Here is an 18,025-nt window from a genome sequence, read left to right on the forward strand (position 1 = left end):
GGTTCGCGGGATCTCCGGATCCATTGGGCAGCTTGCGGTTTCCAACATCAGGCGCTTCTCCAGCGCGCTCAGGCTCGGCGCGGTCAGATCGCGCGGCGCGCCGACCAGGCTGAGTGCGATCTCATAGGTGCGTCTGGCGCCCTGCTCCTGGCCGGGATGCTCTACCCGCCACTGGGTTTCGAGTAGTAGGTGTTCCGGTGCGTCGGGCTCGACGGGCAGTGTGAATCGCCAGGCGAAGACATCGCGGTCCTGGAGGTGGTCGTCCACCACCTCCCGCACCGAATCGACGACGCGATCGAGGGTTTCCGGTGTCACATAAACATGGAGCGAAACATCCGAAATTCGTTTCGGCATGTCTGATTCCTGTCGTGTGTCGAACCATCAACGGCGGAAGTTATTCCGCGCGCGAGTGTAATCCCTTTACCCGCTGATCGGACACCGGGCCCTGCGTGTCACCGGATCCGCTGGGCGGCAAGGAAGGCGGCCAGCGGCGCGGGACGCGCTCCTGGGGCCACCACGAGGCCGGGGCGATCGTCCTCGTCCGGCCTTTGCTGCTCATGCGGCGCCAGCGCCAGCACCAGCGGCACCAATGCCTCGGCGATGCGGTCGCCCACCTCGCAGAACGCGGCTTCCGACAGTCCGACCGGGTCGGCGATATTCTCCCGGCCGACGAGTGCGAGATCGTGGCGGGCGCGGTGCAGATCGGCGATCGTCTCGGCCCCGGTGACCTTGGCGATGCGATGCGCCTCCAAGAGGGTGAAGGTGCGCGATCCGGCACCGAACGCCATCTGCGCCGCCTGATCCCGGATCTGCTCGGTCATGGCGAGCACCAGATCCGCGCGGTCGATCAACTCCGGCTTGAGTTTGCGTGCCCGGAAATGGTCGGCGTCCGCGCCGAGCCCCTCGATCGTCCGCGCGGCCAGCGGTTCGATCGGAAAGCCAACCAGCGCACGGGTTCCCGCACTCTCCGCGGTGAGTCCGGGCAGGTTGTATTCGACCGCTACGGCGCGGGTGAGCCGCTCGGCGATTACCGAACGGCAGACATTGCCGTTGCAGACGAACAGGACGTGCATGCGGATACGGTAGGCCGCGCACGGGCCGACCAGAAGGCCGTCCAGATCGAATCACAGCCCGCGGAACACATATTCATCTGCTGGTCAAGTGCCGTACACGAAGTACGCCCCGGTATTCGGATGGACGCTCGATACGCGTTGCCGCTAAGTGGTCGATCGGTAATCGAGGTCTGGGCGTCCTGCTGAAGGTACCCGGCGCGGACGGTTTCAACCATCACGGTATTGCCACGGTTGGGGATCGGATTTACTCGGACTCCTCACGGTAGTAAGCGGATTCGGCGACAACCGGCGCCGTCTTGTCCGCTTCACCGTGTACCCGGCCCCGGGTCGTGAACATCCGGCCGCGCGAGGCCACGACGGGTGCGAACCGCGGCAGGCCGGAGGCGCCTTCCATATCGTCGTACATCGCGTCGATACCGCCGCGCATGAAGTATGCCTCGTGCCAGAACCCGGTCCCGCCGGAGTCACGCAGGAACTTCTGCCACCAATCCCGATGCGGCGCAGAGCGTGTCCACCGTTCCAGCGAATCCAGATCCTGCCAATACTGCCGCGCTCCCCAATGCGGTGGAAACAGCGCCCAGATCACGTCCTCGTGCAACAGCAGCCCATCCGGCCGATCCTTGTGCGACCGATACAGTTTCGGGCCTAGACCGAGCAATCGCAGGATCCCGCGAGGCTTGCGCACGCGCATCCCGAGATAGATGACGACCAGATCCGGATACCCGGACAGATCGACAGTGGTCCTGTTCACCCGCATCGAGGCACCTCCGCATCGGGCCGCCCACTGCAAACCCTACGCCGGAAGAACGAGACAGCCCGCGCCCTAGTTCGATCGCCACCCAGGCGGGGCCTCAGAGCGACGGCCCATGCTCTCCAAGAGCATGGGCCGTCTACCACTTGGTGCCGATTGTGGGACTCGAACCCACACGTCCTTTCGGACAACGGTTTTTGAGACCGTCGCGTCTGCCAGTTCCGCCAAATCGGCGCACCGGTGGGAAAGCATAGCGGGTCACTGTCGAAAATCACGAATGGGCTGGGTCAGAAGTGATGGACGCCCGGTTTGCGCAGGGTATATGGGTTGTATGCGGAACTGAAAGGTACTCTTTACATCACTCGACGGCGATTGTGGGGCGTTGGACCGGTGCCCGGACCGCGGCCACTCATTCGCATGTCGGGACACGGCATCGGAACCAGAGGGGTCTACCTATGAGCAACACAGCAGGGGGCGCCGGCACGAAGCGGGACGCCGGGGCGAAGCGGGTCGTCGTCGCGGAAGACGAAGCGCTCATCCGCATGGATCTGGTGGAGATGCTGACCGAAGAGGGCTATCAGGTTGTCGGTGAGGCGGGCGACGGCCAGCAGGCGGTGGATCTGGCGGTGGAGCATCGGCCGGATCTGGTCATCATGGATGTGAAGATGCCGCGCCGCGACGGCATCGATGCCGCGGCCGAGATCGCGTCGAAACGCGTTGCGCCGGTTGTGATTTTGACCGCATTCAGTCAGCGCGATCTGGTCGAGCGGGCCCGCGACGCCGGTGCGATGGCGTATTTGGTCAAGCCGTTCACGAAGTCGGATCTGGTGCCTGCCATCGAATTGGCGGCCAGCCGCTTCCACGAAATCACGGCACTGGAGAGCGAGGTTGCCAATCTGGCCGACCGCCTCGAGACGCGCAAGCTGGTCGAGCGGGCCAAGGGCGTGCTCATGCAGACCCAGGGATTGTCGGAGCCGCAGGCATTCAAGTGGATTCAGCGTACGGCGATGGACCGCCGCACTACCATGAAGGCGGTAGCCGAGGTCGTGCTGGAAAATCTCGCCCCGAAGTAGGCCCGTCCTTGCGCCTCGGCCGTTCAAGGCCGGAAATTTTACTTTCCGGAAACCCGATCGCGATGAAAAATTCGAAACGATGTCGATCGGATGATCCGAATGTGATGCGCAGCTAACGTACCAACGCTATGTTCTGACCGGGCTGACGTGGTCGGCCTCCTCGGAGGAGAGCCCGGGGGAGCACAGGACGTAGAGGTGAAACGTGCTTAGTTCGACATGGCGCAGTCGTTCGATGCGGGGCGCATTGGCCATCGGTGCCGCCGCCGCGCTCGTGCTGACGGGGTGTAGCGATAAATCGACCGACAGTGGTTCGGGCACCTCCGGCACCAGTGGCGCGGGCGGTCTGAAGATCCAGCCGGTCATGCAGATCGACGCCAACGGCAAGCAGGTGCCGAAGTCGGACAGCGCCTCGGCCGCCGACCCGGCGGGCGACGGTAAGGCCACCTGCCCTGCTGGCACCGCGATCGCCATGGCGGGCGCGCTCACCGGTCCGGACGCGGCCCTCGGCATCAATATCGTCGACGGCGTGAAGCTCGCGCTGGACAAGCACAACAAGGCCAACCCGGGCTGCAAGATCGAGCTCAAGCAGTTCGACACCGAGGGCGACCCGCAGAAGGCCACTCAGGTCATCCCGCAGATCGTCAACGACAAGTCGATCATCGGCCTGGTCGGTCCGGCGTTCTCCGGTGAGACCAAGGCGACCGGCAAGATCCTCAGCGACGCCGGCCTGGTCTCGACGACCGCCTCGGCCACCAATGAGACGCTGACCCAGAACGGTTGGACCAGCTTCTTCCGCGGCCTGGCCAATGACGGCGTGCAGGGTCCGTCGGTGGGCAAGTACCTGGTCAACACCGCGGGCTACAAGAAGGTCTGCGTCATCCAGGACAACACCGATTACGGCACCGGTCTGGCCAAGACGATCATCGAGGGCCTCGGTTCGGCCAACGACGCGTCCTGCAACGCCAGCATCAAGAAGGGCGACAAGGACTTCTCCGCCACGGTCACCAAGATCGCGAGCGCCGCGCCGGACGCCGTCTTCTACTCCGGCTACTACTCCGAGGGCGCCCCGCTGGCCCAGCAGTTGAAGTCCGGTGGCGTGAAGGCGGTCTTCGTCTCCGCCGACGGCACCAACGATCCGCAGTTCGTCGCCCAGGCCGGTAGCTCGGCCAAGGGCGCGGTGCTGTCCTGCCCGTGTGGTCCGGCGCCGGATAAGTTCACGGCGGATTACAAGGCGCTCAACGGCGCGGAGCCTGGTGTGTACTCGGTCGAGGGTTACGATCTGACCACGATCTTGGCCAAGGGCATCGATGGTGGCAAGCTGACCCGTCCCGACCTGCTGGATTACGTGCGGTCCTACGACGGCCCCGGCCTTGCGCGTCAGTACAAGTGGAACGCGACCGGTGAACTGTCCAATGCACTGATCTGGATCTACGAGGTCAAGTAGCCCTAGACAATCCGCACGGCGGCACGTACGGGGGTTCGTGGAATCCCCGTACGTGCCGCCGTGTCGGGTGGGCGAATGAATGAGGGCAAAAGACGAATGACATCAACGGCATTGGCCGGTGTAGCACAACTCGCCGGCGGTTCGATCGACTTCAACTACCACGGAGTGATCGATAACTTCTGGCGACTGACCGTCGACGGGGTGACCTACGGCTCAATCTATGCCTTGGTCGCCGTGGGCTATACCCTGGTCTACGGCGTATTGCGGCTGATCAATTTCGCCCATTCGGAAATATTCATGCTCGGCATGTTCGGCCAATTGGTCGGACTCATGCTGTTCGGATTCGTGGCGAATCCCGATGTGTACACCCAGGGCATCATCCTCACGGTCACCTATCTCGCGTTGGCGATGATCATCGGCATGCTGGTATCCGGTGGCGCCGCGGTCGGATTGGAGCGCGTGGCCTATCGGCCATTGCGCAAACGCGGGGCCAAACCACTCAGCTTCCTCATCACGGCGATCGGTATGTCGTTCGTGATCCAGGAATTCGTGCACTTCATCCTGCCGAAGATCAATCCCAAACTCGGCGGCACCAATGCGCAGCAGCCGATCAAACTGGTCGAGCCGAGCGTGCAGTTCAGCTTCTTCGGCGCCGAGGTCGACAACATCAAACTTCTGATCGTGCTCGCGGCGATCGCGCTGGCGATCGTGACCGAGGTGCTGATCAATCGGACCAAATTCGGGCGCGGCATCCGTGCGGTCGCCCAGGATCCCGATACCGCGACGCTGATGGGCGTTTCGCGGGAGCGGGTCATCATGTTGACCTTCTTCATCGGCGGTGTACTCGCCGGTGCGGCAGCGCTGCTGTATGCGATCAAGATCCCGCAGGGCATCATCTATTCCGGCGGATTCATCCTGGGCATCAAGGCATTCAGCGCCGCGGTGCTCGGCGGCATCGGCAATCTGCGCGGTGCACTGCTCGGCGGCATTCTGCTCGGTGTGGTGGAACAGTACGGCCAGTCGCTGCTCGGGTCGGAGTGGCGCGATGTCGTCGCGTTCGTCGTGCTGGTGCTGGTGCTGATGGTGCGCCCGACCGGCATCCTCGGTGAGAGTCTCGGGAGGGCCCGCGCATGACCGACTCGACCAAAACCCCGGACTCGGTACCCGAGACGACCAAGGCGGCCCCGCCCAAACACGGTGTCGGAGACGCGATTCGGACCTGGTGGGACGGCCTGAGCCGCCCCGCGCAATGGGGTGTCGGCGTGCCGATCCTCATTCTGCTCGCACTGCTTCCACTGTTCCCGCCGCCGCTGCTGGATACTCCCGGCTACAACTTCGGTCTGGTCATGGCGCAGGTCGCGATGTACGCGCTGATCGCCATCGGCCTGAATGTCGTTGTCGGACAGGCGGGTCTGCTCGACCTCGGCTATGTCGGCTTCTACGCCATCGGCGCGTATACGGTCGGCCTGCTCACCAGTCCGAACAGTCCGTGGAATCAGACCGACGGCGGCTGGCTGAATCCGACCTGGGCCTGGATGGCCTGTCTGCCGATCGCGGTCGCGGTGACGGCCATCTCCGGCATCATCCTCGGCACTCCGACCCTGCGGCTGCGCGGTGACTATCTGGCGATCGTGACCCTGGGCTTCGGTGAGATCGTGCGGCTGCTCGCCGACAATCTCTCCGATATCACCAATGGCAGCCTGGGTTTGTCCGGTGTCGCCTTCCCGCATGTCGGCGAATCCGCCAGCAAGCCGGAGGGTGTGTTCTCCGGCGGTAACAGCGGCAATGCCGACAGCGCCAATCTGCTCGACCGAGCCGGTTACGGCACCTGGTGGTACTGGTTCGCGATGGTGCTGGTGATCATCGTGCTGCTGATCGTCGGCAATCTGGAACGCAGCCGGGTCGGCCGCGCCTGGGTGGCCATTCGCGAGGACGAGGACGCCGCCGAGATCATGGGCGTGCCGACCTTCAAATTCAAGCTGTGGGCCTTCCTGATCGGTGCTGCCGTCGGCGGCATGTCCGGTGCGATCTACGCCGGTCAGGTGCAGTTCATCAATCCGACCGGGTTCAACATCATCAACTCGATGCTGTTCCTGTGCGCGGTCGTCATCGGCGGTCAGGGCAATAAGCTCGGAGTCATCTTCGGCGCGTTCATCATCGCCTATCTGCCCGCGCGGCTGCAGTCGGTGAAATTGGTGAGCAACGAATCCACCGGGTACATCCTGTTGGCGATCGACGTGCTGGTCTTCGTCGGATTGGTCCTCGTGTGGAAGTACAAGGGCGACAGTCTGAGTGCGTGGCCGCGGCGCGGCTGCATCCTCGGCATGGTGGTTACCGGCGTCTTGGGTGCACTGCTGCTCGGCAGCGTGCTGCTGTTCCGGGTCGGCGGTGCGCAGTCCCTCGGTGACCTCAAGTACATGTACTTCGGAATTACCTTGGTGGTCATGATGATTCTGCGGCCACAGGGTCTTTTCCCGGTGCGGCAGAAGCTGCTGACCTTCGGTAGGCAGGTGTATCAGGCCGTGCGCAAACCGGGTGAGCGCGAATTGATCGGAGCAGGACGATGACCGGGCCAGGCGCGGGTGACGCCCTGTTCGACAACGAGGATATGGCCGCCGGTTACGCGGCACCGCCCGAGGTCGAGAGCGCGGGCGAGGTCGATGTCACCGCCGTGATCCCGGTGCTCGCCGATGCCGATGTGGTCGCGGATGTGGTTGCGCCGCACCGCGATATCGAGACCGCGGTGGGCGCGCCGCTTCTGCGGACCGATGAGCTCACGGTGCAGTTCGGCGGTCTGACCGCATTGGACAAGGTCAGTTTCGAGATTCGCCGCGGTGAAATCCTCGGGCTGATCGGACCCAATGGCGCGGGCAAGACCACCTGCTTCAACGCGATCACCGGTGTCTACAAACCGGCCTCGGGTCTGGTGTATTTCGACGGCAAACCGCTGACGAAGACCAAGCGCAATGAGATCACCCGGCTCGGTATTGCCCGCACCTTCCAGAATGTGCGGCTCTTCGGCGAGATGACCGCGCTGGAGAATGTGGTGGTCGGTACCGACGCCAGACATAAGACCTCGGTACCCGGTGCGATCTTCCGCACCCCGCGGCACCGCAGCGAGGAGAAGGACGCGATCGAGCGCGGCATGGCCCTGCTCGAATTCGTCGGAATCGCACCGCGTGCGGTGGAGAAGGCGCGCAATCTCTCCTACGGTGACCAGCGCCGATTGGAGATCGCCCGCGCGCTGGCCACCGAGCCGAAACTGCTCTGCCTGGACGAACCCGCCGCCGGGTTCAATCCGAGCGAGAAATCGGCGCTGATGGATCTGATCCGCAAGATCCGCGACGACGGGTTCACCGTGCTGTTGATCGAGCACGATATGCGCCTGGTCATGGGTGTCACGGATCGGATCGTGGTGCTGGAGTTCGGTCGCAAGATCGCCGATGGGCTGCCCGCGGAGATCCGCGACAACCCGGATGTGATCGCGGCGTATCTTGGCGTGCCGGATGCCGAGGCCGCGGCGGCCGAAAAGGCCACCGCCGTAACCGAGGTGATCGAGCCGGAACTGCCCGTCGGCGAATCGACTCCGGCCGGTGGCGAGCATCGCAAAGCGGAGCCGCGCGACTTCAGTGCGGCGGCGCCGCTGCTCGAGGTCGACGATATGGTCGTCAACTACGGCAGAATCCAAGCGCTGCACGGGGTTTCGCTCCGTGTCGCCGAAGGTGAGCTGGTGACACTGCTCGGCGCCAACGGCGCGGGGAAGACCACCACCATGCGTGCGCTGTCCGGGTTGCTGCCGCTGACCCGCGGCAAGATCAGGTTCGAGGGTCGCGACATCACCCAGATGAAGGCACACGAGCGGGTGACGCACGGGTTGATCCAGGCGCCGGAGGGCCGGGGTGTCTTCCCAGGTATGACGGTCCAGGAAAACCTCGACATGGGTTGCTACGGAAGGGCTTTCAAGCAGAAGGTGGAGTACGGCCAGACGCTGGAGTGGGTCTTCGAGCTGTTCCCGCGGTTGTCCGAGCGGCGCAAGCAGGTCGGCGGCACGCTCTCCGGCGGTGAGCAGCAGATGCTGGCCATCGGCCGCTCGCTCATGGCCCGTCCGCGTCTGCTGCTGCTCGATGAACCCTCGATGGGCTTGGCGCCCATGGTGATTCAGCAGATCTTCCGGATCATCAGCGAGATCAACCAGCAGGGCACAACGGTGCTGTTGGTCGAGCAGAATGCCCAGCAGGCGCTCACCCGCAGCGACCGCGCCTACATCCTGGAAACCGGTGAGGTCACCAAGAGCGGTATCGGTGGGGATCTGCTCACCGACCCCGCCGTGAAGTCGGCTTACCTCGGCGTGGGCTGAAAGTCGGACCTGTTCGTGTCCGCCTTCAGGCATGATGGCGGGATGTGCACGGCGAAGACCGAGCTGGCGCTCGGTCTTCGTCGTGCACATCAGACGCTGGCCTGCGCTGGGCGCTGGCGCGCCCACTGACCACTACTGGAGGAATGGCGCTGTGGACGGGCATGACGAACTGACGAATCTGGCCGACCGCTACTGGGACAGTGTGCTGGCGGCAGCACCGAGCACAGCCACCTTGCTGGGCGACCACCGCTTCGACGACCGCGTCGAGGATCGCTCACCCGAGGCCGAACAGCGACTGCTCGCGACCTTGCGCGAGTTGCGTGATCAGGTCGTCGGTCTCGACGCCGCAGAGCTCGACGGAACCGACCGGGTCACCCGCGGTCTGCTGCGCACCGAACTGGATACGGCCATCGACAATCTGGCGTGGCGACCGACCGAACTGGCATCGGACCAGATGGACGGTGTGCACGCGGGCATGCTCATGATGGCCACCCAGACCAAGGCGCCGCAGCCCGAACACGCGCACGCCCTGGTCCGGCGGTATCGCCAGTTCGGCACGCTGTTCGACCAGGCGGTCCAGCAGTTCCGCAGCGGCTTGGCCGCAGGCCGCACGCCCGCGCGTATCACCATCGAACGCTCGCTCAACCAGCTGGATGGCTACCTGGCCTCCGACATCGCCGCCGATCCGTTCGTCACCTTCGCCGGACCGGCGGACTGGGACGGGGAAGCCGCCTGGCGTGCCGACCTCACCGAGGTGGCCCGCGCGGTGATTCGCCCGGCCTTCCAGCGCTATCGAAACGTACTGGCCGACGAATTGCGGCCCGCCGCCCGCCCGGATGACAAATGTGGCCTGTGCTGGCTCGGTGCCGACGGCGAGGACATCTACCAGCGGCAGCTGCGCCGTCACACCACCCTGCCCGATCTCGGCGCGGACGAGATCCACGAACTCGGCCTCTCCGAATTGGCGCTGTTGCGTACGGAATACGCCGCGGTCGGGACCCGGCTCTTCGGTACTGCCGATTCCGCCGAAATCTTCACCCGCCTGCGCCGGGATACCGAACTGCGTTACGCCAGTGGTGAGGAGATCATGGCCGATGCGCAGCGCGCGCTCGGCGCGGCAGTCGCGGAGATGGGCAACTGGTTCGGCCGCCTGCCCAAGGAATCCTGCGATATCGTCCCGGTGCCGGAGTTCCTGGCCGCGGATGCGCCTGCGGCGTACTACTTTCCGCCCGCCGCGGACGGATCCAGGCCCGGCACCTACTTCGTGAACCAGCACGAACCCACCGGCCGTAGCCGCTACGAGACGGCGGCGGTGGCCTATCACGAGGCGATTCCGGGGCATCACCTGCAACTCACCATCGCCAATGAACTCGATCAGCTGCCGCGATTCCAACGGCAGTCCTTCGCGAATACCGCCTTCGTCGAGGGCTGGGCGCTCTACACCGAACGTCTTGCCGACGAAATGGGTTTGTACGAAGACGATTTGGCGCGCGTCGGCATGCTGGCCGCCGATTCGTGGCGCTCGTGCCGACTCGTCGTCGACACCGGAATCCACGCCAAGGGTTGGAGTCGTCAGCAGGCTATCGACTTCATGGTGGCCAACGCACCGGTCGGGCTGACCGAGATCGAGGTCGAGATCGACCGCTATATCGCGATCCCCGCTCAGGCCGTGGCCTATAAGGTCGGTCAGCTCGAGATTCGTCGGCAACGTCGGCAGGCCGCCGAGCGGCTCGGTACCGCTTTCGACATCAAGGCATTCCACGATGTGGTGCTCGGCTCCGGCTCGGTCAGCCTGCCGGTGCTGCGCGAACTTGTGGCCACACTGTGACCCGCTGAGCGGCTCCTCGAGTTGCGTACCGATGTGGGCGGAGTTCCAATGAATGTGCGGTGATCGAGCTCTCTAGGTAGGTCATGAACAGCACGTTCAGCTCTCGGCTCGGTCTGTTGCGCGGCAGTCGCATCATGCTGATCTGGGTGGTGCTCGGTGTGATCGGGGCGCTCACCGCGACAGGTCTGCTCGTGACCGGACGCTCCGCCGACACGGGTGAAATGCGTACCGCGCGTACAATTTCCGATTCGACGACACCGGGATTCGCGGGCGCCCTGCCCGACTCGGCGAATCCGATCGGCGACGCCGCGCCTCCGGTCGCCTTCGCGCCGTTGGCAGGTTTGTCACCGGCCGGGATGCCGGTGGCGTCGAGTCGCGCGGTGCAGGCGCTGGCCGATCATCCGCTGTTCGCCCAGCACGTCGGACTCGGCAGGGTCGATTGCAAATTGCCCGCCTGGCATGACGATCCGGAGACGGCGCGGGCCTTTTATCGGTCCGCGATCGCCTGCCTGGACGCGTCATGGGAACCGACGCTGCGCGGCGCCGGACTGCCGTTCCATCCGCCGCGGCTACTCGCCCCCACCGAATCCCGTGAGGTGGCAAGCCAATGCGTGCAGCGACTGCGTAACGGCCCGACAACCTTCTACTGCGCCCTCGACGAAACCCTGGTGCTGCCGTACGACGCCGTGCGGCCGCTGTCCAGCGGCTCGCGCCGCGGCGCCCAATTAGCCGTCCTCAGTACCGAATACGGCCACCACGTGCAGAACCTGATCGGCGTCATGCAGGCCTACAACGAGAAACGTGCGACCCTCGGCAAGGAAACCACCGCCGGTCGCGAGCAGAGCCGCCGCATGGAACTGCAGGCCCGCTGCTTCTCGGGCATGTTCCTCGGCACCAACTTCGGCCGCGCCGATATCGATGAACAAACCTGGACCGAAGCGTCCCACACCGTCCAGAGCGGCCACGTCAACCGCGATCCACGCATGCAGGGCACCGAGGAAAACGTGTGGGGCTGGTGGAAATGGGGCTCCGACAAGGGCGACACCTGGGAGTGCAACACCTGGTACAGCTCCCCGGCCCACGTGGAGTGAGCGATCTGCGCATTCGCCGACGCGACTGGGTATGCTGGCATACCATGAAGCGCACAACGGTGAAACTGCCGGACGACCTGGATGACCGGGTCCGGCAGGAGGCCGCACGGAGGGAGATGACGATTTCCGATTGGACGCGGGAAGCCATGGAGGCGCATTTGCCTGGGGGCGGTGAGCCGCGACGATTCGGCGCGGCTGCCGCTGGGCGCAGCGGCCGATCGGATATTTCTGAGCGGATCGAAGAGATCCTGCGCGGGGAGTGGGACCGATAGCACGCTTGATCGTCGACGCCGGACCGCTGTATGCCTACGTCGATGCGGACGATGCCCACCACAAGGCCTGCCTGAATCTGTTGCAACACCACCGAGGTCCACTGGTTGTGCCCACTTTGGTCATCACCGAGGCTGCGTACCTGATTGCGACTCGGCTCGGTGCTGAAGCCGAGGTGCGGTTTCTCGGAGACTTCGCAGAAGGTCTGTTTTCCGTCGAACCGGTCCATCCTTCGGACTGGCTGCGTATTGCCGAATTGACTGCCAAATATCGGGATTTGCCGCTTGGTATGGCCGATGCGTCGGTCGTCACCGCGGCTGAACGGCTCGGCGTTACCAAGGTGGCGACCCTGGATCGGCGCCATTTTTCCGTCGTCCGACCTCATCACATCGATGCCTTCGAGATTCTGCCCTGAGCTATCGACGTGCCCCCGTGCCCCGCGGCGTCTGTGTCGGTGGGCGTCAATAGACTCTCAGGCGTGACCCCAGCGACTACTGATCAGCGTTCCAGCGTCGTGCCTACGGCAGCCAGTGATGCTGCTGGCGAGCGGCCGACGTTGTTGCTGTTGGACGGGCATTCGATCGCCTATCGCGCGTTCTTCGCGCTGCCCGCGGAGAACTTCAAGACGGTCACCGGGCAGACCACGAATGCGGTGTACGGATTCACCGCGATGCTGATCAATCTGTTGCGGGACGAGAAGCCGACGCATATCGCGGCCGCTTTCGACGTCAGCCGCAAGACTTTCCGCACCGAGGCGTATCCGGAGTACAAGGCGGGCCGCAATGCCACGCCCGATGAGTTCCGCGGCCAGGTCGAACTCACCAAGGATGTGCTCGGCGCCATGGGTATCCCGGTGATGGCGATCGACGGTTTCGAGGCCGACGACCTGATCGCCACCATCGCGACCCAGGCCGTTGGCGAGGGTTTCCGCGTTCTGATCGTCTCCGGTGACCGTGATGCCATCCAGTTGGTCAGCGATGAGGTCACACTGCTCTACCCGCGCAAGGGCGTCTCCGACCTCACCCGGTTCACCCCGGATGAGGTGATGGCCAAATATCAGCTCACCCCGGCCCAGTACCCGGATTACGCGGCCCTGCGCGGCGACCCGAGCGACAACCTGCCCGGCATTCCGGGCGTCGGGGAGAAGACCGCCGCCAAGTGGATTCGCGAGTACGGCGATCTGACCACCCTCGTCGACAAGGTGGACGAGGTGAAAGGCAAGGTCGGCGACGCACTGCGCGCCAATCTCAGCAGTGTCGTGCTCAATCGGCAGCTCACCGAGATGGTCCGCGACGTTCCGCTGCCCTACACCCCCGATCAGCTGGCCCAGCAGCCGTGGGATCGCAACAAGATCCACCAGCTCTTCGACGACCTGGAGTTCCGGGTGCTGCGCGACCGGCTCTTCGAAACCCTCGCCCCGCCGGAGCCCGAGGCCGAATCCGGCTTCGAGATCAGCGGCGGCGCGCTCAAGGTCGGCGCGGTCACCGGGTGGCTCGCCGAACATGCGAAAGTCGGTGTCCGACAAGGTATTTCGGTGGTCGGCACGAGTGCCCCAGGTAATGGTGACGCGCGCGCGCTCGCCATCGCCGCCGCGGACGGCGAGAGCGGCTATATCGATGTCGCCGTGCTGACCCCGGAAGACGAAGCCGCACTCGGCGCTTGGCTGGCCGATCCGGCCGTGCCGAAGGCCCTGCACGAGGCCAAGGCCGCCATGCACGCGCTGCGTGGTCGCGGCTGGACCCTGGCCGGTCTCACCAGCGATACCGCCCTGGCCGCCTACCTGGTCCGCCCCGGTCAGCGCAGCTTCAACCTCGACGATCTCTCGCTGCGCTACCTGCACCGCGAACTGCGCGCCGAAACCGACGAGACCCCGCAGCTGTCCCTGCTCGACGATGCCGACACCGTGGACGCCGAGCTGGCGCAGACCGAAATGCTGCGCGCGAGGGCGGTTCTCGACCTGGCCGAGGCGCTCGACGGCGAACTGCGCCAGATCGAATCCAGCGCACTGCTCGACGATATGGAACTGCCGCTGCTCAGCGTGCTCGCCGAACTGGAGAACGCCGGCATCGCGGTCGATACCGAGCGGCTCGAGAACCTGCAGCGCCAATTCGCCGATAAGGTCACCGATGCGGCCAACGCCGCCTATGGCGTGATCGGCAAGCAGATCAACCTCGGCTCCCCCAAGCAGCTGCAGGTGGTGCTCTTCGACGAACTCGATATGCCGAAGACCAAGCGCACCAAGACCGGCTACACCACCGACGCCGATGCGCTGGAATCGCTGTTCGAGAAGACCGAGCATCCGTTCCTGCGGCATCTGCTCGAGCACCGTGACGCCACCCGGCTCAAGGTCACCGTGGACGGTCTGCTCAAGTCCGTCGCCGACGACGGCCGCATCCACACCACCTTCAACCAGACCATCGCCGCCACCGGCCGACTGTCCTCGACCGAGCCGAATCTGCAGAACATCCCGATCCGCACCGACACCGGCCGCCAGATCCGTGACACCTTCGTGGTCGGCCCGGGCTACCAGTCGCTGATGACCGCGGATTACAGCCAGATCGAAATGCGCATCATGGCCCACCTCTCCGGTGACGATGGCCTGATCGAGGCCTTCAACTCCGGCGAGGATCTGCACACCTTCGTCGCCTCCAAGGCCTTCGACATCCCGCTGTCGGAGGTGACGCCCGAGATGCGCCGCCGGATCAAGGCGATGTCCTACGGTCTGGCGTACGGCCTGAGCTCCTATGGCCTTTCGACGCAGCTGAAGATCAGCACGCAGGAGGCCAAGGAGCAGATGGAGGTCTACTTCGACCGCTTCGGCGGCATTCGCGACTACCTGTACGAGGTCGTCGAACAGGCACGCAAGGTCGGCTATACCGAAACCCTCTTCGGTCGCCGCCGCTACCTGCCCGATCTGGATTCCAGTAACCGCCAGCGCCGCGAGGCCGCCGAACGCATGGCCCTCAACGCGCCCATCCAGGGCACCGCCGCCGACATCATCAAGGTCGCGATGATCAACGTGCACAAGGCGATCAAGGAAGCGGGCCTGCGCTCGCGCATGCTGCTGCAGATCCACGACGAACTGGTTTTCGAGGTCGCCGAGGGAGAGAAGGACGCCCTGGACGCACTCGCCCGTGAACAGATGTCCTCGGCGATCACGCTGTCGGTCCCGTTGGACGTCTCCGTCGGCACCGGCCGCAGCTGGGACTCCGCCGCGCACTGAGCGTTGGGTGCGGCACCCGGAAATCCGTTGTGCCGCACCGCAACTCAGTGCCCGGCGGCCAGCAATTTGCACTGCGCGGCGGCCTGCTGATAGAGATCCTGGACCTGGGACGCTCCGACGTTTCCCACGTAGCGGCCATAGACCATGGCGCACAAGTACTTATCGTTGCGAACGGGCTCGGCCTCGTCGAGTTCGATGCACCGAGCATCGGGCACGCCGGGGGGATTGGTGACCTCCTCGTCGGTTTGCCGAGCACCGTGAGTGCGGTCTGCAGGCGGAAGGCGGCGGCGAGATCCCTTGTTCGATAGACAGTTCCGTCGTTCTGCCCGACCAGATCGACACCCGCGTCGGCGAATGCCTTCGTCGCGACCGCGGCGTCACGCTCGAAATGCAGTTGTCCGGCCGCACTGTAGACGCCGATGTTTTCTTCTCGCAGGAAGATGCCGGGCGATCCCTTCGCCGTGCGCAGCGCCAGGCTCTTGATCCGGTCGGTATCGAGCGGCAGATCCAGGAGGTCATCGACCGGTGTCGGATTCAGCTCCGCGAACCGCGCGTCCTGCAGTTGCAGCATCTTTTTCAATTGCGTGGCAATCGCATTCGGATCCGGTTTCGGCACGGTCACCATGCTGAGCACAACGTACGGGCCACGCCAGGCATACACCCAGCCCTTGGCATCGGTGACCGAGGATGCCGTTGCGTTCGCGACGCCGTCCAGTGCGATGCTGTGGCGGCCGGGCAGGGAATTCGCACTGTCCTGGTCGAATTCGGTCGCCGCCGCGCGGGCGGCGGCATCGCTCGGGAATCGTATGATCGAGATCGTCATGAACTTCCGGTTGCGCAGATCGCCATTGGACCGCGTGGTCAGCGCACCGCCGATGAGATGGTTGCGTTCGGCGATCGGCGCATAGGTCTCCGGGAATTCGCCGGTAATGCTGCGGAAGCTGCTCTGGTCGATAACCCGCACCGCCTCCAGCAACTTCATATCCGGATCGATCTGGTAGGGCGAGACGAGATAGCCCATCATGCGGCGGGACTCGATATGGAAGACCTGGGTGTTGTAACTGATCTTCGGCCGGTAGACCTGCGGTGCGGACTGGTACGGCCCGGTATTGAGCGCAGTCAGGTTCGCCGGGGTCATGCCGGGCTCGGCCTGTCCGGAAATCGCGGAGCCACAACCGGTTACACCGATCACCAGGGTCACGGCGGCAACCAGCGCACATCCGGCTCGCGCCAAGACCGATAACGACATCAATGTCCCCCGGGACAGCTTTCCGATGGTGCGGATACTACGTCAGACCGCCGGAGACCGCCGGATCGTTCACGTTCGAATGATCACTGCTCGCGGCGCACCAGTCTCGCCGATCCCGTTCGCAGATCGATCTCATCGCGTGGCGGCGCTCCGTCGGACTTATCTTCTTTGTGCATCAGTGCCGTCTGTCGCTGCTCGAACTCGTAATGCTTCGAACCTTGAAAGGTCGCGGCAACCTGTTCGAATCCGGTTGCGGCGACCGGCGTGTGCTTGCGGTGTTTGAACCACGGCAGTATCCGACTGCCGGTGAGCCGATTCCACAGCACCTCGACGAATGCGAGTCCGATCAGCAGGATGGCCAATCCGGGAATGGTCATGGCGACAAGGGCACCCATGTGACCGAAAGTACCGCCCCGGCGACGGCTTGCCATCAGTCCTCGGCGCTATGCCCCTGAGCTGCGCGAATGGTACTCGTGAGTAGGCGCGACGGGACAAGAAATGTGGTTGCTATTGCGTCGAGATCGACCTATTCTGGTCGGCGTGCCGAATCCCGTCGACCACCACAGCGCCGCGCTCCATGTCGCAGACCGCGACAGCGCAGTGCTAATTCCGCTTACCGCGATGGTGGCAACCCGGCGACTTCTCGTAGTAACCCGCCGTAGCGGGGTCTGATTCGGACCGGCCCCCCTCGCTGCGGGCTACTGATTACTTACTGCTGGTCCCCTCTGTCAATTGAGAAGACAATCCTCGGGAAGACCTCCGCACAATGACCATTCTGACTCTTGACCCCAACATGTTCATCGCCGCCGCCCCCAAGGCGCTGCGCGCCGAATGCGCCGATCTGACACCCGCGCAATTCCACCACCGCTATTGCGAGCACGTCGGCCCGATTCGGGTCGGCGACTGGTCGCCTGCGGGCAATCGGAGCGCGGAGTTCACGGCCACCCTGGAATTCGCCGACCACCTGCGCACGGTGATCGCCACCGGCAGCCCGGTCGCCGCGATGACCTCGGCCCTCTACGACGAGGGCTATCCGGTCGAAATCCTGCAATTCCACCAGCGCCGCACCGCTGCGGGCACCGCGACGTTCGTGCAGTGCGAATGCAACGGCAGGCGCGGCTGGGGTGCGGCCCTGGCCGACGACGGCGCCGAATCGACGGTCCGCGCCATGATCGCGGGCGTCAACAAGCTGGGCGCCTGAGCGTACGAAAACGCAACGGGCCGTTCACATTCCGTGGAATATGAACGGCCCGTCGGCGCGGTTTACTGACCGGACTGCTGCTCGGCCAGTTGCTTGCGCACCTCGTCCATGTCCAGCGCTTTCACCTGGGTGACCAGATCCTCCAGCGCGGCGGGCGGCAGGGCGCCCGGCTGCGCGAAGACCAGCACGCCCTCGCGGAACGCCATGATGGTCGGAATCGAGCGGATGTTGGCGGCGGCGGCCAGGCCCTGTTCGGCCTCGGTGTCGACCTTGCCGTGGACCACATCAGGATGCTTGTCCGAGGAGGCCTCGAAGGTGGGTGCGAAGCTCTTGCACGGACCGCACCAGTCGGCCCAGAAATCGACGAGTACCACGTCGTTTCCGGTGACGATCTCATCGAAATTCTGTTGGTTCAGCGTCTGGGTGGCCATGACGTCCTCTCGTGTCGATTGTCGCCAGCTATAA

General features: G+C 64.5%; 17 protein-coding genes, 1 tRNA gene and 1 pseudogene. 12 read left to right on the forward strand and 7 right to left on the reverse strand.

Annotated features, from left to right (window positions below):
- From NP3_RS25795 to NP3_RS25810, 4 genes are all read right to left on the reverse strand, one after another.
- On the reverse strand, window positions 1-354 hold a 354-nt coding region (locus NP3_RS25795; protein ID WP_063044189.1), incomplete at its 3' end, for a hypothetical protein.
- A 98-nt stretch (window positions 355-452) separates the two neighbouring features.
- Window positions 453-1,073, reverse strand: a complete 621-nt coding sequence (locus NP3_RS25800) for an arsenate reductase/protein-tyrosine-phosphatase family protein (RefSeq protein ID WP_063044190.1) — start codon at window positions 1,071-1,073, stop codon at window positions 453-455.
- A gap of 244 nt (window positions 1,074-1,317) precedes the next feature.
- On the reverse strand, window positions 1,318-1,830 hold the full coding sequence (locus NP3_RS25805) for a monooxygenase family protein (RefSeq protein WP_063044191.1): 513 nt from the start codon (window positions 1,828-1,830) through the stop codon (window positions 1,318-1,320).
- 141 nt (window positions 1,831-1,971) lie between these two features.
- Window positions 1,972-2,058: transfer RNA gene (locus NP3_RS25810), tRNA-Leu, on the reverse strand.
- A gap of 221 nt (window positions 2,059-2,279) precedes the next feature.
- Between NP3_RS25810 and NP3_RS25815 the strand changes: the two genes are divergently transcribed.
- The 11 genes and pseudogenes from NP3_RS25815 to polA all read left to right on the forward strand — a co-directional run bounded on the left by NP3_RS25815 (window position 2,280) and on the right by polA (window position 15,110).
- Window positions 2,280-2,897 carry an ANTAR domain-containing response regulator gene (locus NP3_RS25815; protein WP_040688928.1) on the forward strand — a complete coding sequence of 206 codons (618 nt, stop codon included), beginning with the start codon at window positions 2,280-2,282 and terminating at the stop codon, window positions 2,895-2,897.
- Between the two features lie 232 nt (window positions 2,898-3,129).
- The gene (locus NP3_RS25820; protein WP_063044192.1) at window positions 3,130-4,341 is read left to right on the forward strand and encodes a branched-chain amino acid ABC transporter substrate-binding protein; all 1,212 of its coding nucleotides are present in this window, start codon (window positions 3,130-3,132) and stop codon (window positions 4,339-4,341) included.
- 96 nt (window positions 4,342-4,437) lie between these two features.
- Window positions 4,438-5,475 carry a branched-chain amino acid ABC transporter permease gene (locus NP3_RS25825; RefSeq protein ID WP_040688934.1) on the forward strand — a complete coding sequence of 346 codons (1,038 nt, stop codon included), beginning with the start codon at window positions 4,438-4,440 and terminating at the stop codon, window positions 5,473-5,475.
- On the forward strand, window positions 5,472-6,908 hold the full coding sequence (locus tag NP3_RS25830; protein ID WP_063044193.1) for a branched-chain amino acid ABC transporter permease: 1,437 nt from the start codon (window positions 5,472-5,474) through the stop codon (window positions 6,906-6,908). Before NP3_RS25825 ends, NP3_RS25830 begins: the two co-directional genes overlap by 4 nt.
- A pseudogene (locus NP3_RS50650) lies at window positions 6,905-7,855 on the forward strand (ABC transporter ATP-binding protein); the annotation flags it as partial. The gene NP3_RS25830 and the pseudogene NP3_RS50650, both read left to right, overlap by 4 nt.
- A 147-nt stretch (window positions 7,856-8,002) precedes the next feature.
- Window positions 8,003-8,698 (forward strand): ABC transporter ATP-binding protein, encoded by a 696-nt coding sequence (locus tag NP3_RS50655; protein WP_245721112.1) that lies wholly within the window; start codon window positions 8,003-8,005, stop codon window positions 8,696-8,698.
- Window positions 8,699-8,849: 151 nt separating this feature from the next.
- Complete coding sequence (locus tag NP3_RS25840; protein ID WP_063044194.1) at window positions 8,850-10,526, forward strand: DUF885 domain-containing protein; 1,677 nt, start codon at window positions 8,850-8,852, stop codon at window positions 10,524-10,526.
- 83 nt (window positions 10,527-10,609) lie between these two features.
- The gene (locus NP3_RS25845; RefSeq protein WP_063044195.1) at window positions 10,610-11,617 is read left to right on the forward strand and encodes a neutral zinc metallopeptidase; all 1,008 of its coding nucleotides are present in this window, start codon (window positions 10,610-10,612) and stop codon (window positions 11,615-11,617) included.
- A 44-nt stretch (window positions 11,618-11,661) separates the two neighbouring features.
- A complete protein-coding gene (locus NP3_RS25850; protein ID WP_063044196.1) occupies window positions 11,662-11,889 on the forward strand; it encodes a ribbon-helix-helix protein, CopG family in 228 nt (75 codons plus the stop codon).
- A 5-nt stretch (window positions 11,890-11,894) separates the two neighbouring features.
- On the forward strand, window positions 11,895-12,302 hold the full coding sequence (locus NP3_RS25855) for a type II toxin-antitoxin system VapC family toxin (protein ID WP_063824914.1): 408 nt from the start codon (window positions 11,895-11,897) through the stop codon (window positions 12,300-12,302).
- Window positions 12,303-12,365: 63 nt separating this feature from the next.
- Window positions 12,366-15,110: a DNA polymerase I gene (gene polA, locus NP3_RS25860; protein ID WP_063044197.1), complete on the forward strand. Its 2,745-nt coding sequence runs from the start codon at window positions 12,366-12,368 to the stop codon at window positions 15,108-15,110.
- Here polA and NP3_RS25865 read toward each other — a convergent pair.
- Both NP3_RS25865 and NP3_RS25870 read right to left on the reverse strand, forming a co-directional pair.
- Complete coding sequence (locus NP3_RS25865) at window positions 15,043-16,359, reverse strand: DUF7373 family lipoprotein (protein ID WP_063044198.1); 1,317 nt, start codon at window positions 16,357-16,359, stop codon at window positions 15,043-15,045. The two genes, polA and NP3_RS25865, sit on opposite strands and share 68 nt — an antisense overlap.
- An 83-nt stretch (window positions 16,360-16,442) precedes the next feature.
- Window positions 16,443-16,754: a DUF6191 domain-containing protein gene (locus NP3_RS25870; RefSeq protein ID WP_063044199.1), complete on the reverse strand. Its 312-nt coding sequence runs from the start codon at window positions 16,752-16,754 to the stop codon at window positions 16,443-16,445.
- A 371-nt stretch (window positions 16,755-17,125) separates the two neighbouring features.
- Between NP3_RS25870 and NP3_RS25875 the strand changes: the two genes are divergently transcribed.
- The gene (locus NP3_RS25875) at window positions 17,126-17,560 is read left to right on the forward strand and encodes a 2-isopropylmalate synthase (protein WP_063044200.1); all 435 of its coding nucleotides are present in this window, start codon (window positions 17,126-17,128) and stop codon (window positions 17,558-17,560) included.
- 62 nt (window positions 17,561-17,622) lie between these two features.
- On the opposite strand, the gene trxA is transcribed toward NP3_RS25875, so the two are convergent.
- Window positions 17,623-17,991 carry a thioredoxin gene (trxA, locus tag NP3_RS25880; protein ID WP_063044201.1) on the reverse strand — a complete coding sequence of 123 codons (369 nt, stop codon included), beginning with the start codon at window positions 17,989-17,991 and terminating at the stop codon, window positions 17,623-17,625.
- Window positions 17,992-18,025 lie beyond the last annotated feature (34 nt).

The organism is Nocardia pseudovaccinii NBRC 100343 (genome assembly GCF_001613225.1).
GTDB lineage: Bacteria > Actinomycetota > Actinomycetes > Mycobacteriales > Mycobacteriaceae > Nocardia > Nocardia pseudovaccinii.